The sequence below is a fragment of the Pedobacter arcticus A12 genome, assembly GCF_000302595.1.
In the GTDB taxonomy this organism is placed as follows: Bacteria; Bacteroidota; Bacteroidia; order Sphingobacteriales; family Sphingobacteriaceae; genus Pseudopedobacter; species Pseudopedobacter arcticus.
On record NZ_JH947126.1, the window covers coordinates 16,150 to 40,588 of the forward strand.

The 24,439-nt window shown below is 36.4% G+C and carries 19 protein-coding genes; 15 read left to right on the top strand and 4 right to left on the bottom strand.

Annotation, left to right across the window (positions count from 1 at the left end; genetic code table 11):
• Positions 1 to 50 precede the first annotated feature (50 nt).
• From B176_RS0106970 to B176_RS0107015, 10 genes are all read left to right on the top strand, one after another.
• Complete coding sequence (locus B176_RS0106970) at positions 51 to 455, top strand: EVE domain-containing protein (RefSeq protein ID WP_017258075.1); 405 nt, start codon at positions 51 to 53, stop codon at positions 453 to 455.
• Positions 456 to 468: 13 nt separating this feature from the next.
• A complete protein-coding gene (locus B176_RS0106975; RefSeq protein WP_017258076.1) occupies positions 469 to 867 on the top strand; it encodes a hypothetical protein in 399 nt (132 codons plus the stop codon).
• A gap of 231 nt (positions 868 to 1,098) precedes the next feature.
• Entirely contained in the window at positions 1,099 to 2,133 is a 1,035-nt protein-coding gene (proB, locus tag B176_RS0106980) for a glutamate 5-kinase (RefSeq protein ID WP_017258077.1), read from the top strand.
• Positions 2,134 to 2,160: 27 nt separating this feature from the next.
• On the top strand, positions 2,161 to 3,408 hold the full coding sequence (locus B176_RS0106985; protein ID WP_017258078.1) for a glutamate-5-semialdehyde dehydrogenase: 1,248 nt from the start codon (positions 2,161 to 2,163) through the stop codon (positions 3,406 to 3,408).
• Positions 3,409 to 3,497: 89 nt separating this feature from the next.
• Positions 3,498 to 4,394, top strand: coding sequence for a polysaccharide deacetylase family protein (locus B176_RS0106990; protein ID WP_017258079.1), 897 nt, complete (start codon positions 3,498 to 3,500; stop codon positions 4,392 to 4,394).
• Between the two features lie 295 nt (positions 4,395 to 4,689).
• A complete protein-coding gene (gene nirK, locus B176_RS0106995) occupies positions 4,690 to 6,123 on the top strand; it encodes a copper-containing nitrite reductase (protein ID WP_017258080.1) in 1,434 nt (477 codons plus the stop codon).
• A 3-nt stretch (positions 6,124 to 6,126) separates the two neighbouring features.
• Positions 6,127 to 6,915 carry a formylglycine-generating enzyme family protein gene (locus tag B176_RS0107000; protein WP_017258081.1) on the top strand — a complete coding sequence of 263 codons (789 nt, stop codon included), beginning with the start codon at positions 6,127 to 6,129 and terminating at the stop codon, positions 6,913 to 6,915.
• A gap of 68 nt (positions 6,916 to 6,983) precedes the next feature.
• Positions 6,984 to 7,574 carry an SCO family protein gene (locus B176_RS19140; RefSeq protein ID WP_017258082.1) on the top strand — a complete coding sequence of 197 codons (591 nt, stop codon included), beginning with the start codon at positions 6,984 to 6,986 and terminating at the stop codon, positions 7,572 to 7,574.
• A gap of 161 nt (positions 7,575 to 7,735) precedes the next feature.
• Positions 7,736 to 9,769 carry a S9 family peptidase gene (locus B176_RS0107010; RefSeq protein WP_017258083.1) on the top strand — a complete coding sequence of 678 codons (2,034 nt, stop codon included), beginning with the start codon at positions 7,736 to 7,738 and terminating at the stop codon, positions 9,767 to 9,769.
• A 249-nt stretch (positions 9,770 to 10,018) separates the two neighbouring features.
• A complete protein-coding gene (locus B176_RS0107015; protein ID WP_017258084.1) occupies positions 10,019 to 11,332 on the top strand; it encodes an MFS transporter in 1,314 nt (437 codons plus the stop codon).
• 302 nt (positions 11,333 to 11,634) lie between these two features.
• Here B176_RS0107015 and B176_RS0107020 read toward each other — a convergent pair whose 3' ends face one another.
• Positions 11,635 to 13,512, bottom strand: a complete 1,878-nt coding sequence (locus B176_RS0107020; RefSeq protein WP_017258085.1) for an Nramp family divalent metal transporter — start codon at positions 13,510 to 13,512, stop codon at positions 11,635 to 11,637.
• Positions 13,513 to 13,724: 212 nt separating this feature from the next.
• Here B176_RS0107020 and B176_RS0107025 point away from each other — a divergent pair, with 212 nt between their 5' ends.
• Positions 13,725 to 14,189, top strand: coding sequence for an Lrp/AsnC family transcriptional regulator (locus B176_RS0107025; protein ID WP_017258086.1), 465 nt, complete (start codon positions 13,725 to 13,727; stop codon positions 14,187 to 14,189).
• Between the two features lie 42 nt (positions 14,190 to 14,231).
• Entirely contained in the window at positions 14,232 to 15,248 is a 1,017-nt protein-coding gene (locus B176_RS0107030; RefSeq protein ID WP_017258087.1) for a LacI family DNA-binding transcriptional regulator, read from the top strand.
• On the opposite strand, the gene B176_RS0107035 is transcribed toward B176_RS0107030, so the two are convergent.
• Complete coding sequence (locus tag B176_RS0107035; protein WP_394330188.1) at positions 15,245 to 16,549, bottom strand: anthranilate synthase component I family protein; 1,305 nt, start codon at positions 16,547 to 16,549, stop codon at positions 15,245 to 15,247. The genes B176_RS0107030 and B176_RS0107035 overlap by 4 nt on opposite strands.
• A 31-nt stretch (positions 16,550 to 16,580) precedes the next feature.
• Positions 16,581 to 17,048 carry a universal stress protein gene (locus B176_RS0107040; protein WP_017258089.1) on the bottom strand — a complete coding sequence of 156 codons (468 nt, stop codon included), beginning with the start codon at positions 17,046 to 17,048 and terminating at the stop codon, positions 16,581 to 16,583.
• A gap of 52 nt (positions 17,049 to 17,100) precedes the next feature.
• Here B176_RS0107040 and B176_RS0107045 point away from each other — a divergent pair, with 52 nt between their 5' ends.
• From B176_RS0107045 to B176_RS0107055, 3 genes are all read left to right on the top strand, one after another.
• Positions 17,101 to 17,892 carry a C40 family peptidase gene (locus B176_RS0107045; protein WP_026063204.1) on the top strand — a complete coding sequence of 264 codons (792 nt, stop codon included), beginning with the start codon at positions 17,101 to 17,103 and terminating at the stop codon, positions 17,890 to 17,892.
• A gap of 90 nt (positions 17,893 to 17,982) precedes the next feature.
• A complete protein-coding gene (locus tag B176_RS0107050) occupies positions 17,983 to 18,540 on the top strand; it encodes a DUF4256 domain-containing protein (protein WP_017258091.1) in 558 nt (185 codons plus the stop codon).
• Positions 18,541 to 18,708: 168 nt separating this feature from the next.
• Positions 18,709 to 22,782: a hybrid sensor histidine kinase/response regulator transcription factor gene (locus tag B176_RS0107055; RefSeq protein WP_017258092.1), complete on the top strand. Its 4,074-nt coding sequence runs from the start codon at positions 18,709 to 18,711 to the stop codon at positions 22,780 to 22,782.
• Positions 22,783 to 22,937: 155 nt separating this feature from the next.
• On the opposite strand, the gene B176_RS0107060 is transcribed toward B176_RS0107055, so the two are convergent.
• Positions 22,938 to 24,143 carry a metallophosphoesterase gene (locus tag B176_RS0107060; protein WP_017258093.1) on the bottom strand — a complete coding sequence of 402 codons (1,206 nt, stop codon included), beginning with the start codon at positions 24,141 to 24,143 and terminating at the stop codon, positions 22,938 to 22,940.
• Between the last annotated feature and the right edge of the window lie 296 nt (positions 24,144 to 24,439).

A 24,439-nucleotide genomic window follows, 5' to 3' on the forward strand; every position in this document is an offset into this window, starting at 1 on the left:
GGTTAGATTCAAAATTCATTCATTCAAAATTCATTCAATCATTATAAAACATGCAATATTTCCTCGTAAAATCAGAACCATTTAAATACAGTTGGGACCAGTTTATTAAAGATGGCAAAACCTTTTGGGACGGTGTTCGTAATTATCAAGCCCGCAACAATATGAAAGAGATGAAAAAAGGCGATCTTGTGCTTTTCTATCATAGCAATGAAGGGAAGAATGTAGTTGGAATAGCAAAGGTGGTAAAAGAGTTTTATCAAGATCCAACAACAGATGACGATCGTTGGGTAGTGGTTGATCTAGCGCCAATAGAAAGTCTTAAAAACCCAGTGAGTTTAGAAACGATTAAAGGCGATGAACGTTTGAAAGATATCTCGCTGGTGCGTCAAGGTAGGCTGTCCGTAACTACGCTTAAAGTGGAAGAGTTTGATCGGATCGTAGAATTGGGTTCATAGCTAAGGGTTTAAAGTGAAAAGTTCAAAGGTCAAAGTTATTTTAACTGTTCTTATTTTTTGTATTGCAATTTTTTCTGCTTGTGGGATTAAATCCGACGATTTAATTGGTCGCTGGAATTATGTTTCTTACGAGTACACTAATAAATCACTTAACAAGCCATTGGCTGATATCGCCATTCAAAAGCCATACATTGAGTTTGATAAAGATGGTAAGTGTAAAATTGTTTCTAGCGGTAAATTTTTATCCGAAGGAACTTATTATCTTGAAAATAAAATTATCCGTTATACCGAGACCCTTGAGGACGGTAAAAAAAGAGCGATTCCTTTTTTGATTAAATCTTTAACAGCTAAGGACCTTGTTTTTCAAACAATGGATGCGGAAGTTAAGGTGATTACGGCAGTTAAAGAATGATTGATATAATTTGAATGGAGCTTATTGACATAATTTTAGAGCGCTATAGACCTTAGTCTATGTGAGCTTAGTTTAAGTCAGTTTTGAATTTCATATCTCTGGGTCTATATTAGTGCAATCAAATATAAAACGAAAGCAACTACAATTTCATTAATCCGATTTCCCAATTAAAATACATTTAATTTAATAATTCAATCTGCTATTTCTAATTTAGGGCTTTAATACAAAGTTTTGAAAAAACCTATACTAGTAATAAAATTTGGTTCGGCATCGGTAACTACGGCAAGTCACGAAATTGACGAAGCAGTTATCGCCTCCGTTGCAAAACAAGTTTCCATTTTAAGCAAGCAATACAATATTGTACTGGTTTCATCTGGAGCGGTAGCTGCGGGTAAAAAAAAGCTGATCAATTATAAAGGAACTTTAAGTCAAAAAAAGGCCGCCGCAGCAGTTGGTAATCCATTGTTGTTACAAACCTACTCGCGTTATTTCGAACCCTACAACCTTTCTATAGCACAAAGTCTTTGCGAACGTCATCATTTCTCAAACAGAAATCAGTTTTTACAGCTCAAGAAAACCTACGAGTTGCTTTGGGAAAATAATATTATACCAGTGGCTAACGAAAACGACGTAGTGAGCAATATGGAAATTAAGTTTTCTGATAACGATGAACTGGCCACATTGATAGCCGTTGGTTTCGGCGCAAGCATGATTTTGTATTGTACTTCCGTTCCTGGAGTTTATGACGAAAAAGGGAAAATTATCGATGAAATTAAAGTCATAGATAAAGCAGCCCTGTCTTTGGCTAAAAAGGAGAAATCAAGTGTAGGCTTAGGCGGAATGACATCAAAACTTACATTTGCCCGTTTGGCTACGCAAATGGGGATTAAAGCGGTGATTTTTGGCATCAAATCAGAAAATGCAATTATCAATGCGGTTGAGGGTAAAACAGGGACAGTTTGCCAGCCACAGATTAGTAATATTTCGGCCCGTAACAAATGGTTGGCAAGTGGTAGCTTAATTAAAGGGCAGTTACAAGTTGACGATGGCGCTGTAAAAGCATTGTTAAAGCGTCGTAGCTTGCTGGCTGTAGGTGTTGAAAAAGTGATCAGGCATTTCGAGGCGGGTGAGGTGTTCGAAATTTTGGATGCGGCACAGATTGTAGTTGCAGTTGCAAAATCAAAGATAGATTCTCAAACCATTGTAAAGAAAGACGATAAACAGAACTTAGAAATTGCGCATGCGGATGATATTGTTTTAATTTAAACAAATCGACCGATTAAAAGATATATAATGGATAATATTCAAGAATTACTGATCAATGCTTCAAATGCGACTGCAGCAATCAGGGTGCTTTCGGATGAAAGAAAACAGGCAGTTTTAAATACAATTGCCGACGAATTATTGGTAAATAAAGCAAATATCATTGCGGAAAATTTAAAAGATTTGAACCGCATGGATGATGACAATCCTAATAAAGACAGGCTGTTGTTGAATGAGGAAAGAATCGGAGATTTAGCAGCTAGCGTCCGCGATGTCGCAAATCTGGAAGATCCAACCGGAAAAGTAATATTAGAACGTACCCTAGAAAATGGTCTGTTTATTCAAAAGAAAACAGTTGCCTTAGGTGTTGTTGGTGTGATTTATGAAGCCCGGCCAAATGTAACGGTAGATGTTGCCACGCTGTGCATCCGTTCTGGCAATGTTTGCCTATTGCGTGGAGGTTCTGATGCTGATGATACCAATATCTGTTTGGTGGCTATCATCCAAAAGGTTTTAAAGGCTTTTAAACTAAATTCAAATATTGTACAGCTTTTACCTGTTGACCGTAAATACGTTGAAGAGTTATTGACTGCAGAAAAGTACGTGGATATCATTATCCCTCGTGGCTCTAAAAGTTTGATTGATTTTGTTCGTAAAAATGCAAAAGTTCCGGTTATAGAAACAGGAGCGGGTGTTTGTCATACTTACATCGAAAAGACGGCTGATTTACAAAAGGCAGGGAAAATAGTATGCAATGCAAAAGTAACTCGTCCGTCAGTTTGTAATTCATTAGATACCATTGTTTTAGATGAAGAAATCGCAAGAGATGCTTTATATATAATTGCAGATCTATTAAAGGAATATAAGGTAGAAATGTTTGCTGATGAAACTGCTCACCCGATTTTAAAGTCTGTTCATTATCCATATTTACAGGAAGCTGAAGTAGAAGATTTTGGTCGCGAGTTTTTAGCACTGAAATGCTCAGTTAAAGTGGTAAACAATTCAGAAGAAGCGTTAGCGCATATCAAGAAGTTTTCTTCTAAACATTCTGAAGCCATTGTAAGCGAAGATACTTCAAAAATAGAGGAGTTCTTAAATCAGGTTGATGCCGCTACGGTTTATGCAAATGCTTCTACCCGTTTTACAGATGGCGGTGTATTTGGTTTAGGTGCAGAGATTGGAATTTCTACGCAAAAACTTCATGCTAGGGGACCTTTTGCATTAGAAAAGCTAGTGACCGAAAAATGGGTGGTTATCGGAAACGGACAGGTGAGATAAGGTGTTTAAAATATGTTAGCTTGTTCATAAATTCATACCAAAAACCAAAACAATTGATTTAGCTTTGCATTTAAAGAATGTGCAATAAAATGAAAAAAATAATATTAAGTATCAGCGTTTTGTCGTTGATTTTTCTTGGCGGATGTAATTCCTCAAATTCAAAAACTACCGATTCGGTAACCACTACTAATGACTCTACAGAAGTATTAGCATCAGTGAAAACGGAAGAAAAAACGGAGACCACGGTTACGCAAAATCATGAAGGCAAGAAAATTGCCGACGCTGCTACGATTTTAGCTCGTAAACAAGTGCCTATCTTATGTTATCACCAAATTAGAGACTGGAGAGCAACGGATTCAAAAACAGCGAAAGATTATATTATTCCGGTGGCAACTTTTAAGGCACAGATGAAAATGCTTGCAGATAGCGGCTACAACAGTATCCAGCCAGAACAACTTTACAACTATTTAGCTTACGGAGACGCTTTGCCAGAAAAACCGGTGATGCTAACTTTTGATGATACAGATTACGACCAGTACGAAGTTGGTGCTAAAGTTTTAGACCAATATGGTTACAAAGGTGTTTATTTCATCATGACAGTTTCTATCGGTAAAAAAGGAAAAGTACATTACATGAGCAAAGAAGACATCAAAGATCTTGCAGACCGTGGAAATACCATTGGTAGCCACACTTATGATCATAAAAACTTCAAGAAATACACTGGGGAAGATTGGGTACAGCAGTTAGATAAACCTACTGCGAAATTGGAAGAAATTACTGGCAGAAAAATGCTAGACTTTGCTTATCCTTTCGGTTTGTGGAATTCAGAAGGTATCCCAGAATTAAAGAAAAGAGGATTTAGAGCGGCTTATGCTTTAGCTGATAAAAGAGATGAAAAGGAACCACTTTATACTATCAGAAGAATTATAGCTAGTGGTTACTGGAGTCCAAAAACATTGCACACCAGCATGGTAAGAAGTTTTTAAACGTATTTTATATAAAAGTGAAGCTCGAGACGTCTGTTTCGGGCTTTTTTGTTCTCAGGGGTTTTTATTGAAATATCTTACCAATAAATTCAATAAGGTATGCTTTACGGAAATGAGTTTTAACGACTTTAAAAGTGATTAGATTTTTTTGCTAGATGAAGTCTACTAAAGTCAACAAAAAGTAAAAAATAGACAAGAAAATTTTATCTTAGTCTGAATAGAAATAAACTATCTCCTAGGTATCTTATGTTAAAATAGTGTATAAGAGCTTACAGTACATCAACCTTACCCCATTATGAAAATTTCGAAACTTAAACTTATTCCTTTTTTATTAGCAATTGTGGTGCTTTTAAGTAATTGTACTTCATCACAGAAAAAGTCTGCTAACAACAGCAAAGACTCAGTAGGCGATATGTATACTGCAGAGCTAACAGATGCTCCAAACGTTCCCGTGGCACCCAATTACAAATCTCCACGAAAAGTGAAGGTGGAATTAGAAATTGTAGAACATGTGATGCAACTGGCAGACGGTGTTGATTATAACTTCTGGACTTTTGGAGGCAAGGTTCCGGGTAAGTTTATCAGAGTGCGCTTGGGTGATGTTATCGAATTCCATTTACACAACCATCCTAATAATAAGCTTCCCCATAATATTGATTTACATGCGGTTACCGGGCCAGGCGGTGGTGCAGAAGCTTCCATGACAGCGCCGGGGCATTCTACACAGTTTACTTTTAAAACGCTTAATCCTGGCTTATATATCTACCATTGTGCAACAGCGCCTGTAGGTATGCACATTGCCAACGGTATGTATGGACTAATTTTAGTTGAACCAGAAGAAGGATATGCTAAAGTTGATAAAGAGTTCTACATTATGCAGAGCGAGTTCTACACAAAAGCACAGTTCGGTAAAATTGGCTTAACTTCTTTTGATATGCAGAAAGCGTTGGATGAAAGACCAGATTACGTGGTTTTCAATGGAAGTGTTGGTGCTAATATGGCGGATAAAGCCATGGAGGTAAAGGTAGGAGAGACCGTAAGGCTTTTTGTAGGGAACGCAGGACCTAATTTAATATCGTCGTTTCATGTTATCGGTGAAATTTTCGATAAAGTACATATTGAAGGCGGTGATTTAATTAATAAGAATATACAGACAACAGTTATTCCTGCGGGTGGAGCTGCAATTGTAGAGTTTAAATGCGATGTTCCAGGCACACTTACGGTAGTAGATCATTCTATTTTCAGAGCGTTTAACAAAGGTGCATTGGCACAAATCAGAGTAACGGGGGACGAAAAACAAGAAGTTTACACGGGCAAACAGAAGGATGTAGTTTATCTTCCAGAAGGATCTGCTGTACAGTCTATTACCAGTCGAGAAAAATCAGCACCAATACCAGAGAAATCGATGAATGAGCGCATGAAAAATGGTCAAATATTGTATAATGCTAACTGTGCTGCCTGTCATCAACCAAACGGTGAGGGACTGTCTGGAGCTTTTCCTCCGTTGGCAAAATCTGATTATTTAATGGCGAGAAAAGACAAAGGAGTTGGTATTGTACTGCATGGCTTGTCTGGAGAGGTTATCGTAAACGGAAAAAAATACGATGGCGTAATGCCGGCAATGCAACTTGGCGATGACGAAGTCGCCAGCATTTTGACCTACGTTCGCAACAGTTGGGGTAATAAGAGTGATTTAGTGAAAGCGGGTGAAGTGAGAAAGGCAAGATAGAATATGATCAGTAGTTTTTTAAAAACGATTTTAATAATTTTTATAAGTATTATAACAACCATTTCTTCGGGATTTAGCCAGCACAAAGCTGCGCCCGAAGGAATGGTTAAAATTCCGGCAGGCAAACACCGGTTGTTTTTCGAAGAAAAGCAGGGTAAAACTGTGGATGTACAAGCTTTTTATCTTGATATTACTCCCGTAACCAACGAAGATTTTTTCAACTTCGTTAAGCAAAATCCAAAATGGGTAAAATCGAAGGTTTCAAAACTGTACGCGGATGCAGGCTATCTAAAGCATTGGAAGAGCGATTTCAATTATGGTTCCAGTCAGCTTAAAAATAGCCCCGTAGTTAATGTTTCTTGGTATGCAGCAAACGCTTATGCAAAATGGAAAGGAAAACGGTTGCCAAACTTAGTTGAGTGGGAATACGTTGGAAGCGCTCCAATATTAAACGAAAAACGCCCTATGGAGGAAGTTATTTTGAGTTGGTACAGCAAACCTACTCCTGTAAGTTTTCCGTCGGTAGGCACAACGTTAAAAAACAAGTTTAACGTATTTGATATGCATGGACTGGTTTGGGAATGGGTAGTTGATTTTAACAGTGTAGTAATTGATGGTGATTCAAGAAGCAATTCAGCAATCAATCGAGATTTATTCTGCGCATCGGGTTCATTTGGCGCTGCTGATAAGGAAGACTATGCAGCCTTTATGCGTTATGCATTCCGAGGTAGCCTTAAAGCGAAATATACCGTTAGCAATTTAGGTTTCCGTTGTGCAAAAGACGTTTTATAACCCAGGAAAAATCAAGTAAATAGCTCGATAATTAGCTGGGTAAATCATCCCGCGATAATAAAAGTAACATGAAAAGATATTTTAACATTTTAGTCGTAACGCTTATCGGAATTGGGTTTAGCAACTGTAGTTCTGGAGAAAGAAATCAGCAGACAGTTCATGAGCCGGCAGTTACGGAAAGCGAGTCTCTTTATCAGATGGACGGAAAATGGACTACGCAAAATGGAGACACCTTCCACTTAAGTGAGCTAAAAGGAAAAATACCCGTAGTAGCAATGGTTTTTACCAGTTGTACTTACGCTTGCCCTAAAATTATAGAAGATATTCAAAAGGTTAAACGCCAGGTTCCCGTAAATCAAAAAGAAAAAATGGTATATGTTTTAATCAGTTTTGATACAGAACGAGATACCCCCGAACGGTTAAAAGAATTTGCAATAAGTCAGCAACTTGATGATCAATGGCTTTTGTTGCATGGTGATGAAGACGAAGTTCGTGAAATGTCTATGCTACTTAACGTGAAGTATAAAAAGCAACCTAACGGCGATTTTGCCCATTCAAATGAAGTGACTCTTTTGGATACTCAAGGCGCTATAATTGCCCAAGTTGAAGGTTTAGGGAAAAACCAGCAACCCATTGTTGATAAAATAAAGGCGATGTAAATCTCTGTGAGGCTGAATTTGTATCATGAAGAATTAGCGGAAAAGCGATGAAACTGCGTTTTAGTAAGGTTAATTTTTTAATGCAAAATGTTACAGTCCTATTTTCTAACAGTAATCGATAATTCTTACCTTTAAATCCTCATTAATCGATAGCACATCACATGAAAAAAATATTATTCTTAGGCTTATTACTAGCTAGTACAGTCACATTCGCACAAAAAAGTTTAACGCCAGAAATGCTTTGGCAATTAGGCAGAGTAGGAGGGGAAGCCATTACTCCCGATCATAAATCAGTGATTTTTGGTGTTTCTAATTACGATTTGGCAACCAACAAATCCGAAAGAAAACTATACAGCATCCCACTTAACGGTGGAAAATCTACACAAATCTCCAAAACCTCGGGTTCAGAAAGCGTGGTCAGCATCAATAAAGTCACAGGTAAAATCACCTATACTTACAAAGGTCAGTATTGGGAGATGAACGCCGACGGTACTGCTACTAAACAGTTGACCAGTTATAACGGCGGTTTGGATAATGCCCGCATATCGCCAAACGGAAAGCATATTTTATTTAGTAAAGAAGTGCTGATGGTGAAAAATATAGCGAGTGATAAATATCCGGATTTACCGAAGTCAAACGCCTACATTTTTACAGACTTAAGCATCCGCCATTGGGACACTTGGGAAGACGGAAAGTTTTCTCACGTTTTTGTAGCCGATTATAACAACGGTAAAATCAGCAACGAGGTTGATATCATGGTAAATGAACCTTATGATACGCCACAGAAACCTTTTGGAGGTTTGGAAGACATGATTTGGTCGCCGGACAGTAAATCAGTACTGTATGTATCAAAAAAGAAGTACGGTAAAAATTACGCACAAAGTACCAACACAGATATTTACCGTTACGATTTGGATAGTAAGCAAACGCTTAACTTAACCGATGGAATGTTGGGTTACGATATGCAACCCGCTTTTAACAAAGATGGATCAAAGCTTGCATGGACAAGTATGGCAGAAGACGGTTATGAAGCGGATAAAAACGATATTATCGTTTTCGACTATAAAACCAATGAGTGCCATAACTTAACCAAAGACTGGGATGAAACCGTAAGTAGTTTTGTTTGGAGTGAGGACAATACAAAGATCTATTTTTTAGCTATTTATAGGGGTACAGAACAGCTTTTTGAAATTTCTTTAAATAAAGATTTAAGTAAGAATACCGCAAAAAACGTTCGCATGCTTACTAAAGGACGTTGGGATATCAACGGAATTGTTGGTCAGGCGGGTAATACCATGGTGGTTTCCCGTACAGATATGAATCATTCGGCGGAACTATTTAAAGTAGATTTAAAATCGGGAAATTTAACAGCATTAACCCAGGTTAACAAAGCAGTTTACGATGGTTTGGCAATGAGTGAAATTGAAGAGCGGATCGTAAAAACTACCGACGGAAAAGATATGTTGACTTGGGTAATTTATCCTCCAGGATTTGACCCCACTAAAAAATATCCTACTTTATTGTATTGCCAAGGTGGACCACAATCTGCACTGTCTCAGTTTTATTCTGTTCGATGGAACTTTCAATTGATGGCAGCGCAAGGATATATTGTTGTTGCACCAAATAGACGCGGAATGCCAGGTTACGGTGTAGAGTGGAATAAGGCCATCAGTGGAGACTGGGGGGGGCAGCCAATGCGAGATTATCTTTCCGCTATTGACGATGTTGCAAAAGAATCTTACGTAGATAAAGACCGTTTGGGTTGTGTTGGCGCAAGTTATGGTGGCTATTCGGTATTTATGCTGGCCGGGATGCATAAGAATAGGTTTAAAACATTCATCGCTCATGATGGCTTGTTTGATTTAAGAAGCTGGTATGGTACAACCGAGGAATTGTTTTTTGCTAATAAAGATATCGGCGGACCGTATTGGAGCAAAGATGCGCCTAAATCTTACAAAGATTTTGATCCTGCAAATTTTGTTAAAAATTGGAACACGCCAATTATGATTATCCAAGGTGGTAACGATTTCCGGGTACCTATTGAACAAGGCTTAGAAGCTTTCCAAGCCGCACAATTGAAAGGTATAAAAAGTAAATTGCTTTACTTGCCAGAAGAAAACCATTGGGTGCTTTCTGGGCAAAATGGAATTGTTTGGCAACGGGAATTTTTTAGTTGGTTAAAGGAGACCTTGTAGCTAGTTCAAATTTTTTTAAGAATTTAGGTTTTGGCATTTTAACACGCTTTTACACTGTACCTTTTTTTGTTGCATGGACATAGTCTAACGACAAAAAAAAGATGCCGTTACAATAATCGTTAATGCACTTATAATGGGTTTAAAACAGAATTAAAATTCGTCACGTTTTAATTAATTTACTGATATTTAAAGGCTGAAACTAAGTTTCGGCCTTTTTTATTAAAAATCACCGCTAACCTAAACCGCTAAATGACCGCGAAAAACGATAAAAAAACCATTAAGGCCTGGGCAATGTTTGATTGGGCAAACTCTGCTTACAACCTCGTCATAACTTCAACCATTTTCCCAGCCTATTACACAGCCATAACAACCACCCAAATAAACGGCATGGTGAATGATAAAGTCAATTTTTTCGGATTGCGTTTTGTAAACACAGCACTTTCAAATTACGCTTTGGCCGTTGCGTACCTAATCATCGCTATAATTACGCCTTTGCTAACCGCTACCGCAGATTACCGGGGCAATAAGCGTTTGTTTATGAAAGTATTTACTTGGATTGGTGCCTTAGCCTGTTGTGGGTTATATTTTTTTAAAATCGACACCTTAGAACTTGGCATAATTTTGTTTGCCATTGCTGCTATTGGCTACTGTGGCGGAATTGTATTTAATAACTCTTATTTACCAGATATTGCCACACCAGACCAGCAAGATAGCGTAAGCGCCAAAGGTTTTGCCTACGGCTATATTGGCAGTGTTATTTTACAGATCATTTGCTTTGTATTTGTATTAAAACCAGATTTATTTGGGATTACAGATGCATCTTTTCCAGCCAGATTATCTTTTTTATTAGTGGGGATTTGGTGGGTTGGTTTTGCTTACATTCCTTTTACGGTGTTACCAAAAAGTAGCCCAAATTATAGTAAAGTTCTAAAAACAAAAGCTGCCAGCGGTTATGATGAATTGAGAAAAGTTTGGAAACAACTGGGGGAGATGCCTGTTTTAAAAACTTTTTTACTTGCTTACTTCTTTTATGCAATGGGTGTACAAACGATTATGTTGGTTGCCGCCAATTTTGGAGAAAAGATTTTACATTTAGGTACTTCAAAACTTATTGCAACAATTTTAATTATTCAGCTGGTTGCTATATTTGGGGCTTACTTCATGTCGCGATTATCACAGATTTTTGGGAATATTAAGGTATTGATGTTTGTAGTTTTAATTTGGATAGCAACCTGCGTGGTAGCTTATTTTATCCAAAATGAATTTCAGTTTTATGGTTTAGCGGCAGTTGTAGGTTTAATTATGGGCGGAATTCAGTCACTCTCTCGTTCCACTTTTTCAAAATATTTACCAGAGAACACACCCGATACCGCATCCTTTTTTAGCTTTTATGATGTTACTGAAAAACTGGCAATTGTAGCAGGTTTATTCAGTTTTGGATTTATAGAAGAGCTTACCAGCAATATGCGGAATAGTGCTTTAACATTAGGTGTGTTTTTTATAATCGGCTTTATAGTCTTGTTTGTAGTACTCAAGAAAGAGAAGAACATAAAACTAGCTTAGTAAACGTGTTTTTCAAAAAGTTGTAAATTCTCTGTATAGTATGTGCGTACAAGTTTTATAGAAATATAGGCCCTGATTTGCATAAACAGATCAGGGCTTTTTGAATATAAATAGATAATTTTTTCTGCCTTTTTAAACCAAACTTTTCAATCTTACTGTATAAGCAAATCTTTGTATTTCGAGATTTCCCATTTTTAATCTCGCAATTGGTTAGATTGGTTAAGATAAATCACTCATGAAACTTAAGGTTGAAAATTAATCGAACTCCTCAGGTTTATACTAAAAAAGGTTTATGGTATTGCCTAATTAATAATAAGTACTGGGATTCGGATTTTATGCCTCACACTTTCTACCGTGGTACCAAAAACCAAATCTTTAAAACCTTTGTGTCCGTGGGAGCCCATTACTAAAAAATCGATTTCAGAATCGTTAACAATTTTCGCAATCGCGGCAGCGGTGCTTCCATAACCAATTTTGTAGTCGGCTTTAAAGCCTAAAGCAATTAGATCTTTGGCGTATTTCTTTAAATTTTCCTCGTCCAGTATCGTTTCTTGATCCATTACGTTTTTACCATGATACCTAGCCGCTGCGGTTTCAACCACATGAATAAATGTATAGCTTGCATGCTTTCCGCCTTGTATCAAAGCATTATTGATTATTTTTTCATCTTTTGATGAAAAATCTGTAGTAATTCCAATGTGTTTGTATTTGATGCTGTCACTTTTCACATAGCCAACAGCTTGCCCGTGAGGTACCAACAATTGTTTCTCTTTTTGCTTCGAGATAAACGGATGGATAAAAATGTAAATGAGCAAAGCCATTGCTGCCAATAAAACAGGAATTACCGCAAAATATATAATAAGCTCACTAGTATATCCTCCTTTTAACCAAGTACTAATTTCATCAATAACTAAATGGATGTTTAGATAAACGATAATTGCAGAACTCAACCATGCCAACACTTTCACCCAAGGTTTAATGGTAAAGTCGCCCATTAGTTTCCTATCGGAATTAAAATGGATAAGTGGAATAACAGCAAAGCCTAACTGTAAGCTCAATATTACCTGACTAAATATCAATAAATTCCCTAAGGAGTCTTCTCCGAAAAATAGTATTGTGCAAAAAGCGGGAACAATTGCAATTAAACGAGTGATGAGCCTGCGTAACCATGGTTGGATGCGAAGATTCAAATGACCTTCCATAATGATCTGACCAGCAAGCGTTCCTGTAATTGTAGAGCTTTGACCGGCAGCAATTAATGCAATAGCAAATAGCATAGGGGCAGACTTCCCAAAAATATTCTCTAAAAGCACAAAGGCATCCTGAATTTCTGCAACTTCATGATATCCGTTGACATAAAACGCGGCTGCCGCCAAAACCAAAATTGCCGCGTTTACAAAAAAAGCTAGATTTAAAGCGATTGTTGTATCGATAAAATTAAACTTTAGCGCTTCTTTAATTCCACTGACAGACCGATCAAACTTCCGGGTTTGTACTAAAGACGAGTGCAGGTATAAATTGTGAGGCATAACAGTAGCTCCAATAATACCAATAGCGATATATAAAGCAGAACCATTTAAACTGGAAGGAACTAATCCTTTTATTACATCTCCGTAAACGGGTTCCACAATAAGCATCTCTACGAAAAATGCCAATCCAATAATAAACACCATTGAAACTATAAATAGCTCTAAAGAGCGCATTCCTTTTTTGATTAAAAAAAGCAACAGCAAGGTATCAAGTATGGTTACGCTAATTCCCCATATCAATGGAATGCCAAATAATAGGTTTAAACCGATGGCCATACCAATAATCTCGGCCAAATCGCAAGCGGCAATGGCAATTTCTGCTAGAATATATAATGGGAAGTTGGCCCATTTAGGATAAGCATTTTTTGAAGCTTGAGCTAAATCCATACCTCCAACAATACCTAAACGAGCGCTTAGCGACTGAAGTAAAAGCGCAATTAGGTTAGACATTAGCAAAACCCAAATCAATTGGTACCCGAACTGCGATCCACCGGCAATGTCTGTAGCCCAATTTCCAGGATCCATATAACCTACGCTAACTAAATACGCAGGTCCTAAGAATGCTAAAATACGTTTCCAACCTTTCCTTTTGTTGGTGGTTACGCTTCCGTGAACTTCGCTAAGCGATTTTAAATCGTCATTTAAGCTCATCTATGGGTTAAAACTAATTGATTTAAATGCTGTTGTAAAAACATATAAACTTTGAGTGTTACAAATCTATTAATTTTCTAAAAAGACCTGCATTTTTTTTAGGCTCATCTAAAAAAAAGATTTAGAAAAATTTATTGAAGTAAAATGCCTGTTTTGTGAAATATAATTTGGGATATGAGGAATAAATCTAATTTTGTAATAAATCATCAATTATGGAGCTGGATAAAATAGATTTCAATATTCTTAAGATTTTACAAGAAAACGGTAGAATCACTAATCTTCAATTATCGCAACATATTGGGCTTTCTCCAGCGCCAACTTTAGAACGGGTTCGTAAACTCGAGAATTCTGGCTATATAAAAAGCTATCATGCCTTGGTTGACGAAGAGAAGTTAGGTTTGGGAATCAAAACCTTTATTCAGGTATCTTTAGACTTTCACCAGCCAGATACCAGGGATATTTTCTTAAATGAGATTGCAACCATTAAAGAAATTACAGAATGCCACCATGTAACGGGGCAGTATGATTTTTTGTTGAAGGCTTATGTAAAGGATATAAAAACTTACGAGCAGTTGATTATGCAGAAAATAAGTAAAATATCTGTTGTTAAAACTTTTCAGACGATGATGATCATGTCTACAAGTAAGAAAGAGCCGATAGTTCCTTTAGAATATTAAATATTTAAACTCCATACAAAATAATTAACCAATAGCTGGGATATGAAAAATGTAACGCTAAAGCATTTGGCAAGTAAGCTAGGTTTATCTGTTTCTACGGTTTCAAGAGCCTTAACAGACAGTTACGAAATCAATGTTGAAACAAAAAAGCGAGTAAAGGCATTAGCAGAGGAGCTAAATTACCAGCCAAATCCCTTCGCGGCATTTTTGCGCAAACATATTAGTAAAACAATAGCCTTAATTATTCCCGAAATTTCAAACAACTTTTTTTCTTTGGTGATTAAAGGAGTAGAAACAATTTGCGCAGAAAAAGACTACTATGTGCTTATTTATGAAACTCATGAAGACTATAAAAAAGAGGTGCGCATAACCAATCATTTAATAGGAGGTAGGGTTGATGGCGTTTTGATTTCTGTAAACTCTGAAAGTGACAATTGCCAGCATCTGCAAGAGCTGGTAGATAGAAACGTTAAAATGGTGATGTTTGATCGTGTGGTTGAGAATTTTAATGCTTCAAAGGTATACAGTGATGATTATGACAGTAGTTTTGCAGGTGTAAGCCATTTGGTTAACCGAGGTTGCAAACGCATACTTTTTTTAAAAGCCGGTGATAAACTCTCTACCATGCACCAGCGGGAAAAAGCATATTTTGATGTTTTGGAGAAGAATAACTTACCCAAAGATCCTTCATTTGTTAAATCGTTTGTACCTTCTAAAGAGATTGATTTAGAAGATTTAACAAAGTTTATCGTAGAAAAAAAGCCAGATGCTATTTTCTGCTCAGTAGAACGTTTGGCTATTGGATGTTACGATATTTGCAATAATCTGGGTTTGAATATTCCTAACGATATTAAAATCATCACATTTTCCTGTCTAAACGTTGCCAGACTGTTAAATCCTTCTTTATCAACAATATCGCAACCTGCGTTTGAAATTGGAAAAACCGCAGCTAGGCTTTTGCTAGACGAAATTGAAGGTAAAAACTTAGCTGATGGATTTGCTAACCTAAGTTTACCCTCAACTATTATTAAAAGAGATTCGACCAGAAAATCACTTTAGGTCAAAATAGCGAGGATTGCTTTAACTTTTAATAAGCATTCTTCATACTCTAGACTGGGAATAGCGTAATAAGTAATGGCGCTACCCACCTGAAAGGAAAGGTATTTATTAGTTTCATTATATAAAATCGTCCTAATAATTACGTTGAAATCAAAATCACCATTCGGAGAAAAGTAGCCCACGGCTCCAGAATACATTCCTCTTTTTGTATGTTCAAATTGCTCCATTAATTCCATGGCTTTAATTTTTGGAGCACCTGTCATACTTCCCATCGGGAATGTATTTCTTATAACTTGTACACTGTCTAGTTCAGTTTTTTTAATACAAATTATAGTAGATATTAGGTGATGAACTTGTTTAAAGGTATGAACACCAAACAGTTTTTCAACCCTTACTGAGCCTTCCTGTGCCGATTTTGTAAGGTCGTTTCTTACCAAATCTACAATCATCACGTTTTCTTGTTGCTCTTTGCTACTTTCCTTTAATTGAGCGATAATTTTATCATCTTCCTCATCAGTTAAACCTCTTTTAGCAGTACCTTTTATGGGCTGTGAAATTAGTTTTTCGCCACGTTTAGCCAAAAAACGTTCTGGTGTAGCCGCAATAATATGCCGATCAAACCACTTAAAGTAGTTTGAAAATGGGGTAGGAGATTGACTGTTGAGTTGGCGATAAGTGTTTAATGGATCAATTATAGCATCACTAGCGTAGAACTCCATACAGAAATTAGTTTCGTAAATATTGCCGATACTAATTTGATGGATAATTTGCTTAACCGTATTTATGTAATCTTTTTTACTAAAGCGTTGCTGAATGGCTAGTTTTTTGGCTTTTACCGGCTTTTGAACCACGACACTGTTAATCGCGGTCCAAATTTCATCAGCGTTTTCGCTGATGATTTCTAACTCTTTATCTTTTAAAATTAAAATATGCTTGGGTACAAAAAAGAAAGCATCAGGGAATTCAATATAATCGGTATTGTTAGAGCTAAGTGGCTCGATATCATTTTTTAAATCGTAACCAAAACCTCCAAAAATCCAGCTATTTTGGTGTTTTAGGTTAAATGCACTTATCTCTAAAAAAGAGTTGGTTTCTACAAAATCTGCAGGGTCGGCAGCGATTGCAAAATCAAATTTCGTATAGGGGTCGGGATATGAATTAGAATCTAAAACACAGTAAACCTTAAAATTGGATGCCCAACTTTGTGCCTTAGCTTTAAATTCTTCTAAATTATTAAGGTGCAAAATCATATACCTCGCTAAATTAGAATAAGCTTCGCTAAATCGGAGTAATTTTAAAATTTATAACCCGAAAAAACTTCAAAAAGCACAATTAACTATTGCTTGGAATAATTAAAACCGGGCAATTGGCATGACGGGTTACACTTTCTGCAACAGAACCAGAAATAAAGTGGTCAAACCCTTTTCTGCTGTGTGTGCCCATAATAATCATCGAGAAATTCTGTTCCTTAGCTAGCGATACAATCTCACTGGTAACATCGCCAATCAGAATATATTCATCTACAATTGTTTCCGGAGCAAACTTTAGCTTTAGATCCGCAAAAAGTCTTTCCGCATGTTCTTTCTGTATGTCCATTACATTTGGCAAAATCATCCCGGTATCTCCTAAAATAGGGTCTCCTGTAATGTTTGTGGCTACTGGAATTTGTGTAATATGTACTAAAGAAACGGATGCGTTTAGCTTTTTAGCTAAGGCAAATCCATAATCTGCAGCGTGATATGCATATTTCGAATCGTCAACTGCAATTAAAATACGCTCGAATGTTTGTAAATTTTCCATGTTAAATCGATTTATACTAAATTACGCAAAATTCAGACCACCTTATCTTTCTATGGAAAATTTTATAGGCACTTGCATTTTATCATCAATCCCTTTAAGGGCAAACCCTGCTCACCGATCCGAAATGATTTCTCAATTGCTTTTTGGTGATACCTTTGAAGCTTTTGAAGAGAATGGAGAGTGGTTACAGATTAAAACCCAACACGATGCGTACATAGGCTGGGTAGATGCCAAGCAGGTTGTTACCTTAAAAAATGAGGAGCTTGAATTGATAAACAACCCTGCCTTTTTAACAAATGAAGTGAATACGATGGTTTTAAAAGGACCATTAAAATCTGCAATTTATTTACATGCTGGCACAACTTTACCCTTTTATAACGATGGGAAATTTACGTTAGCGGGCGAAAATTACCAAGTAACATCAAACAATGTTTTTGTGCCAAATGCCGAAGATTTTGAAACGAGTGTTGTGGAAACTGCTCAAATGTTTTTAAATGTCCCTTATTTATGGGGAGGTAGAACGCATGCCGGAATTGATTGCTCGGGATTTGTTCAAATTGTTTATAAAATGCTTGGTTTGCGTTTGAGTAGAGATGCTTGGCAACAGGCAGAACAAGGTGAAATTGTTGATTTTTTAACCGAGGCAAAGGCTGGTGATTTGGCTTTCTTTGATAATGATGAAGGTAAAATTACCCATGTAGGCATTATGCTGAATAATAGTCAGATTATCCATTCCTCGGGTCACGTGAGGATTGATAGAATTGATAACCAGGGTGTTTTTGCAACAGACCAAAATAAATATACTCACAAACTAAGAATTGTAAAAAGGCATGTTAGTTTTTAGTTAGTTAGTTAGTTAGTTAGTTAGTTAGTTAGTTAGTTAGTTAGTTAGTTAGTTTTTTGAAGGGTTGAGTTTTTAAAAATTGAACAGAGAATGAAAAAGCAGTTATCTATAAATCAAAAAACGGAACTTTTATTGATTCTTAAAACACGGTTTGAGAAAAATAGTAAAAGGAACCCAAACTTAGACTGGGCGAAAATTCAAACAAAATTGGAAAACCACGAGCTAAAGTTATGGTCTTTAAATGAGATGGAAATAACTGGAGGTGAACCAGATCTTATTGCTTTTGATGAGCATACTGACGAATATGTTTTTTGCGACTGTGCTATTGAGAGTCCGAAAGAAAGACGCAGTTTATGTTACGACCATAAGGCGCTAGGTGCAAGAAAAGAAAATAAACCTAAAAACTGCGTAGAAGACGTAGCGAAAGAAATGGGTATTGAACTTTTAACCGAAGAGCAATACCAGAACTTACAAAAATTGGGAAACTTTGACAACAAAACATCTAGCTGGGTACAAACGCCAGAACCCATCAGGAAATTAGGTGGTGCGATTTTTTGTGATTTCCGTTATGGAACGGTTTTTACTTACCACAACGGCGCCGAATCTTATTATGCGTCAAGAGGATTTAGGGGAATTTTAAGGGTTTAGGATATTTATTGAATGATAGAAGTAGTGAGTTTTAAATAGTCTAAAAAGGAAGAGATTGTTGTTTGACTTCCCAGCTGTACGTTCCATCTTGTTTTATACAATTATTGCATTCGATTCTCAAAAAGGTAATATCTTTATCAAACCTAATTTACTAAACCAATAAAAAGAATGCTGCTTTTTAAACCATGCTATAAAGTCAATATAAAAAAAGCAGTTGCGAAGCACACAACCGTCTTTTTATTATTTACGTTATGCTTATCGGCAACAGCTATCGCTCAAAATACCCAAATTTCGTTTGATAAGCTTACGGTAGAATCGGGCTTATCACAAAGTGGCGTAATAGCTATTACGCAAGATAGTATGGGGTTTATGTGGTTCGGCACTAAGAATGGGCCTAATAGATACGATTCTAAGCGATTTGAAATTTTCAAACACGACAGGAAAGACAGTACTTCCATCAGTAGCAACCAAAATGTAAATAGTTTACTAACAGATAGTAAAGGAGATTTATGGGTAGGTACGCAAAATGGTTTAAACAAATATATTCCAGAAACTAAATCTTTTAAAAGGTATTTTAATATACCAAACGATAAATCGAGTTTGAGCAATAATACCATTAGGTGTTTGTATGAAGACAAGGTTGGAAACCTTTGGATAGGTACAGAGAACGGCTTAAATAGATTGAATGTTAACGGTAAATTCGATAGGTTTTTTTGCCAGGGCTCACCTGGTGATGGCTTGGTCAACAAGGTTATCAAAGCAGTTTTTCAGGCTAGCAATGGTGTTGTATGGGTGGGTACACAATTTGGTTTGGTAGCGCTAACCGAAAAAAACAATAGTTATAGCTATAAAACCTATTTTCATGATGATGCAGACATTACCAGTCTTTCGGATAATGATATCCATACTATTATAGAAGATAAAGAGCGAAATTTATGGATCGGGACACACTTTAGAGGAGCTAACCAGCTAAAGCAGGGTACAAGCGGATTTACACATTTTACATCAGAAAACAGTGGTCTCGTTAGTAATATTATCCGAAAAATAATAGTAGATAAACATGGAAAACTATGGTTTGGAACGTTAAACGGGATTAGTATTTACGACCCCGCTACGAAAAGTTTCCAAAACCAAACCCATAATCCCGAAGATCCCAAAAGTTTGAACCAGAACTCTATTTATGATATTTATGAGGACAGGACCGGTTCTGTTTGGGTAGGTACTTTTTACGGTGGCGTAAATGTTTATCACCCAAACGCAATCAATTTTCGTGTTTTTAAGCATTATTCTTATAAAAGTTCTTTAAGCAGTAATATTATTAGCGTATTAACAGAAGACAAGTTTGGAAATCTTTGGGTTGGTACCGAAGCCGAAGGGTTAAACCATTTCAATAGAAAGACGGGACTGTTCACGAATTTTAGTGTGGAAAAGGGTAAAAACTCTGTGAGTTCTAACCTTATAAAAGCCATTAGTATTGATTCAAAAGAAAACCTGTGGATCGCTGCTTACGACGGAGGTGTTGATTATTTTGATACCAGAAAAAATGTTTTTAAACATTACAATATATCAGACAATAAAATAGCAAGTATAAAACGCATCACTTACATATTAACAGATTCGCAAAAACGAGTTTGGGTGGGTACAAAAGGGAGGGGACTCTTTCTTTACAATATTTCCACAGATTCATTCAACCCCTTAAAAACAAGTACCAATAAGTATCATTTGCCAGCAAATAATATCAACTGTTTGTACATGGATAAGGAAAATACACTTTGGGTGGCAGCAGATGAAGGGCTTTTTTTTATAAAAGAAAATGCAAAAAGTTTTGTAAGAGTAATACTTAACAATAGCACCTATTTTAACCAAGTTAGTTTTATTACACAAAGTTTTAATGGTGAAATGCTGTTTGGTGGATATAACGAGGGGCTTGTTTTTTATAATCCGGTAAATAGAAAGTTTAAATTATACACCACAAAAGATGGGCTTCCATCAAATACAGTTGCAGGAATTATTGAAGATAACCAAAATAGAGTTTGGGTTAGCACAGACAAAGGCTTGGCCTTGCTGAAAAAAGGATTTATAAGAGTTTATGACCGTAACGACGGCTTACCGGGTAACGTTTTTAATTACCATTCTGCTTTAAAGGATAGTAATGGCACTTTGTTTTTTGGTGGATACAATGGTTTGGTAAGTTTTAATCCAGCCGATATTTTGGACAATAAGATAGCGCCCAAAGTTGTTTTTACCAGTTTGAGACTGTTTAATAAAGAAGTACCGGTAAAGGAAGGTAATCCTGTTTTATCAAAATCGTTAAATAAAACGGAGGCCTTAGTGCTAAATTATCAGCAAAATGTTTTTAGTATCGATTTTTCGGCCTTAAATTTTGTAAAACCTAAAAAGAACAAATATGCTTATAAACTTAAAGGGTTTGAGCGGGACTGGAACGAAGTTGAAGAACCTACGGCAACGTTTACCAATTTGCCTGATGGGAAATACACTTTATTGGTGAAAGGCAGCAATAATGATGGTGTTTACAACGACATACCTGCAAGTTTAGAAATAATTATAAAACCACCATTTTGGCGTACTTGGTGGGCATATCTGGTTTATATACTGGCGTTTTTAGCCTTGCTTTATTTGGTGATGAGGTTTTTGCTGATTAGAGCTTTATTAAAAAGAGAGCATAATATACATCAGATGAAGTTAGATTTCTTTACCAATGTATCGCATGAAATACGTACGCCACTTACCTTGATTTTAGCTCCTTTAGAGAAAATAATTCAAGATACGCAGAATAATTTCGCACTTAAAAAGCAGTTGCTGGTTATCGATAAAAATGCAAAACGTTTAATGAGACTGGTAAACGAGCTCATGGATTTTCGAAAAATTGAAAGTGGGAAAATGCAACTTAACCTATCGGTAGGTAACATTGTGAGTTTTGTAAACGAAATTTATTTATCATTTCAACAATTGGCGCAACAGCAACAGATCAATTATACCTTTAAAACCGACCAGCAAGATATAGAGCTTTATTTTGACAAAGATCAGTTAGAAAAAGTGATTTTTAACCTGTTATCAAACGCATTTAAGTTTACAGCGCAACATAATGCAGAAGTTGCGGTAGAAATCAGTCAGCAAAATCAGCATATCTATATCAGAATAAAAGATAACGGCGAAGGAATTGCAGAAGAGGATAGCGCTAAGCTTTTTACAGATTTTTATCAAGTGCCAAACCATCAACAACGTAATATAGGTACGGGTATAGGGCTGGCATTATCAAAAAGTATTGCAAAGCTACATCATGGCGATCTGGTTCTGGAGCAAAATGTCGATGATACCAGTTTCTGTTTATCATTGATGACAGGTACTTCGCAGTATAAACCAGAGGAAATAGCTATTGCAGTTTCGTTTGAGGAGACTAGTTTATTTCAACTCAATAAAAATCTCGAAGAAATTGCTGTTGATGAGTTAAAGAAAAAAACATCGATTGTTGGCAACTTACCTTTGTTGCTGGTGGTTGATGATAATAAAGATATTAAAGATTTTATTGTAAACACGCTTAATCCATTTTATCAAGTTATACACGCTAACGATGGTAAAGAAGCATTGTTGCTTGCTTTTGAAAAACTGCCAGATGTAGTAATAAGTGACGTAATGATGCCTGAAATGGATGGCTTTGAACTTTGTTCGAGATTAAAGACAGATATTAGAACCAGTCATATCCCTGTGGTATTATTGACGGCCAGGTCTAGCGAACTGCATGAGTTAGAGGGTTTAAAAACCGGAGCTGATGTTTACTTAACCAAACCGTTTAGTGTTACAAAACTTCTGGTTATTGTAAGTAACCTCATTGCCTTACATCAAAATATGCGGGAGAAATTTTCGCAACAGTTTTCATTGGAGCCTACAACGATAAAAATAGAATCTTCTGATGAGGAATTTTTAAATAAAGTATTGAGTTTGTTAGAAGATAACATCAGTAATTCAGAGTTTAACGTAAACCTTTTTGCATCCGAAATAGGAATGAGCACTTCAGTTTTTTATAAAAAGATTGATGCGCTTACAGGCTTAACCGTTAACAACTTTATAAAATCTATCAGACTAAAAAGAGCGTTTCAGCTGTTGCAACAAAAAGCTGGCAACGTTTCTCAAATTGCTTATATGGTTGGTTTTAATGATGCACAGTATTTTAGTAAAGAGTTTAAAAAGCAGTATGGAAAACCTCCGTCTCACTATGTTTAAAATGAGATTTAAGTTTAAAAACTGACTTTTAAGAATGTTCTGCAGGTTGATTTACTTTTGTCACATTCATCTGTTTCGCACAATTTGGCGTTATAAAATTTGAAAATAACTGTGCAGCTACCTCCGAAGGAAACCGAAATATTATGCAGTACTTTCTAAGTGCTAAATTTATAAAGCTCTTTACCTTTATCGTCAATTACTAAGGCAGTTAAAGCTTTTTCGTTTGCTGTCAAGGTAATCAAAGTGCGTTCTCCTTCTTTAGGTCCGCCTCCAATAATCATCGGAAAGTTATGGTCTTTTTGCGCTGGGTAAAACCCGTGTTTATGGGTATGTCCGCATATCATTAGGTCTATTTTATGTTGGTTAAATAAAGTGCCAAATAGTGCTCTACAATGTAAAGTACCATGCAGTTTGTCTGAGTGGTAATGAGGAATGTGCATGACCACCACTTTATATTTAGCTTTTTTAAAAGCTTTACTTTTTAACTGTTTCTTTAACCATACCGCTTGTATCTCTCTATATGAATCGAAATCTGCGAAACCAGAATATTCTTTATGGTTATCTTCTTTATCTTCTCCAGTATCTAAGCAAATAAAATGTACCGGTCCGCGGGTAAATGTAAAATATTGAGCTTTGTTTACATTTTCAAAATAACTTGGGAGCTGTCGGGCAAACTTTCCGCGAACTTCATGATTGCCTCTTAGGTAAATAAACGGTATTTCGGTAGAGAAAGTTTCTGCACATGGATTTAGTAAATTTGCAACAATTTGAGCTTCATCCGTTTGATAATTAAACATATCGCCATTGAGCACCACAAAATCGTAAGGATTTTTGCCGTTCAACCCAATCAGGTGACCAATAGATGCTGGCCTGTCGTGGATATCATTCATTATCAGTAAAGTGACTTCTTTTTCTTGCTGGCTTACGGTTTTAAAGCTGTAAATTTCGCTTCCTATCGTAGTGCCGAATTTAATTTTGTAGGGTTCGTAGCTTTCAAAATCTTTAGAAAAAACCTTGTAATAATAACGTTTTCCGGGTTTAAGCCCGTTTAGCGTAATACCGTGAACACGGTTGTTCGCCTCAATCAAGCCTAAATTAGAGGCTTGTGCTTTGTTGCCTAATTGCTCATCCAAACCATACTCCACCCAGCTGTAGCAAGGTTTATTGGTAATCCATCTTACCGTAATTTTATCTTGAGATACGTTCTGTAAATAAGGCTTTGTTGTAAATGAATGATCTGTGTCAGCATTGGGTTCGATTTCTTTTGCATTTAAGTCTCTGCCACCTCCCAAACTTATTACGGCGCTTGTAGTTAATGCAATATTCAGAAAACTTCTTCTCTTTAATTTCAGATCGTTCATGAGTACGTTTTGGTTTATTTAACTTAAAATATTGATTATTATTCACTTATTTAGATAAGTGAAGTGCAATGACTTGCATACAAGTTCAAATACGAACTATTCCTTTAGAGCTTCTTCCTTACCAACAGCTATTTATGTACAAATCTCGCTCATAAATCGAAGATTATAAGAATGTTTTTTAGCTTAGTATTAAGGATTCTTACCCAACTCGGTACTAACATTCTTTTTTTCGTTTCTTTTGCTGAGATTGCTCATATAGCTTATCAAAATGCCAGAATAGGTAAAGAATACCTCAA

What these genes read in the sequence shown, in the direction of transcription:
- B176_RS0106970 (WP_017258075.1), top strand. Translation starts at nt 51, where the DNA reads ATGCAATATTTCCTCGTAAAATCAGAACCATTTAAATACAGTTGGGAC.
- B176_RS0106985 (WP_017258078.1), top strand. Translation starts at nt 2,161, where the DNA reads ATGGATAATATTCAAGAATTACTGATCAATGCTTCAAATGCGACTGCA.
- B176_RS0106990 (WP_017258079.1), top strand. Translation starts at nt 3,498, where the DNA reads ATGAAAAAAATAATATTAAGTATCAGCGTTTTGTCGTTGATTTTTCTT.
- nirK (WP_017258080.1), top strand. Translation starts at nt 4,690, where the DNA reads ATGAAAATTTCGAAACTTAAACTTATTCCTTTTTTATTAGCAATTGTG.
- B176_RS0107000 (WP_017258081.1), top strand. Translation starts at nt 6,127, where the DNA reads ATGATCAGTAGTTTTTTAAAAACGATTTTAATAATTTTTATAAGTATT.
- B176_RS19140 (WP_017258082.1), top strand. Translation starts at nt 6,984, where the DNA reads ATGAAAAGATATTTTAACATTTTAGTCGTAACGCTTATCGGAATTGGG.
- B176_RS0107010 (WP_017258083.1), top strand. Translation starts at nt 7,736, where the DNA reads ATGAAAAAAATATTATTCTTAGGCTTATTACTAGCTAGTACAGTCACA.
- B176_RS0107015 (WP_017258084.1), top strand. Translation starts at nt 10,019, where the DNA reads ATGACCGCGAAAAACGATAAAAAAACCATTAAGGCCTGGGCAATGTTT.
- B176_RS0107020 (WP_017258085.1), bottom strand. Translation starts at nt 13,512, where the DNA reads ATGAGCTTAAATGACGATTTAAAATCGCTTAGCGAAGTTCACGGAAGC.
- B176_RS0107025 (WP_017258086.1), top strand. Translation starts at nt 13,725, where the DNA reads ATGGAGCTGGATAAAATAGATTTCAATATTCTTAAGATTTTACAAGAA.
- B176_RS0107030 (WP_017258087.1), top strand. Translation starts at nt 14,232, where the DNA reads ATGAAAAATGTAACGCTAAAGCATTTGGCAAGTAAGCTAGGTTTATCT.
- B176_RS0107040 (WP_017258089.1), bottom strand. Translation starts at nt 17,048, where the DNA reads ATGGAAAATTTACAAACATTCGAGCGTATTTTAATTGCAGTTGACGAT.
- B176_RS0107045 (WP_026063204.1), top strand. Translation starts at nt 17,101, where the DNA reads ATGGAAAATTTTATAGGCACTTGCATTTTATCATCAATCCCTTTAAGG.
- B176_RS0107050 (WP_017258091.1), top strand. Translation starts at nt 17,983, where the DNA reads ATGAAAAAGCAGTTATCTATAAATCAAAAAACGGAACTTTTATTGATT.
- B176_RS0107055 (WP_017258092.1), top strand. Translation starts at nt 18,709, where the DNA reads ATGCTGCTTTTTAAACCATGCTATAAAGTCAATATAAAAAAAGCAGTT.
- B176_RS0107060 (WP_017258093.1), bottom strand. Translation starts at nt 24,143, where the DNA reads ATGAACGATCTGAAATTAAAGAGAAGAAGTTTTCTGAATATTGCATTA.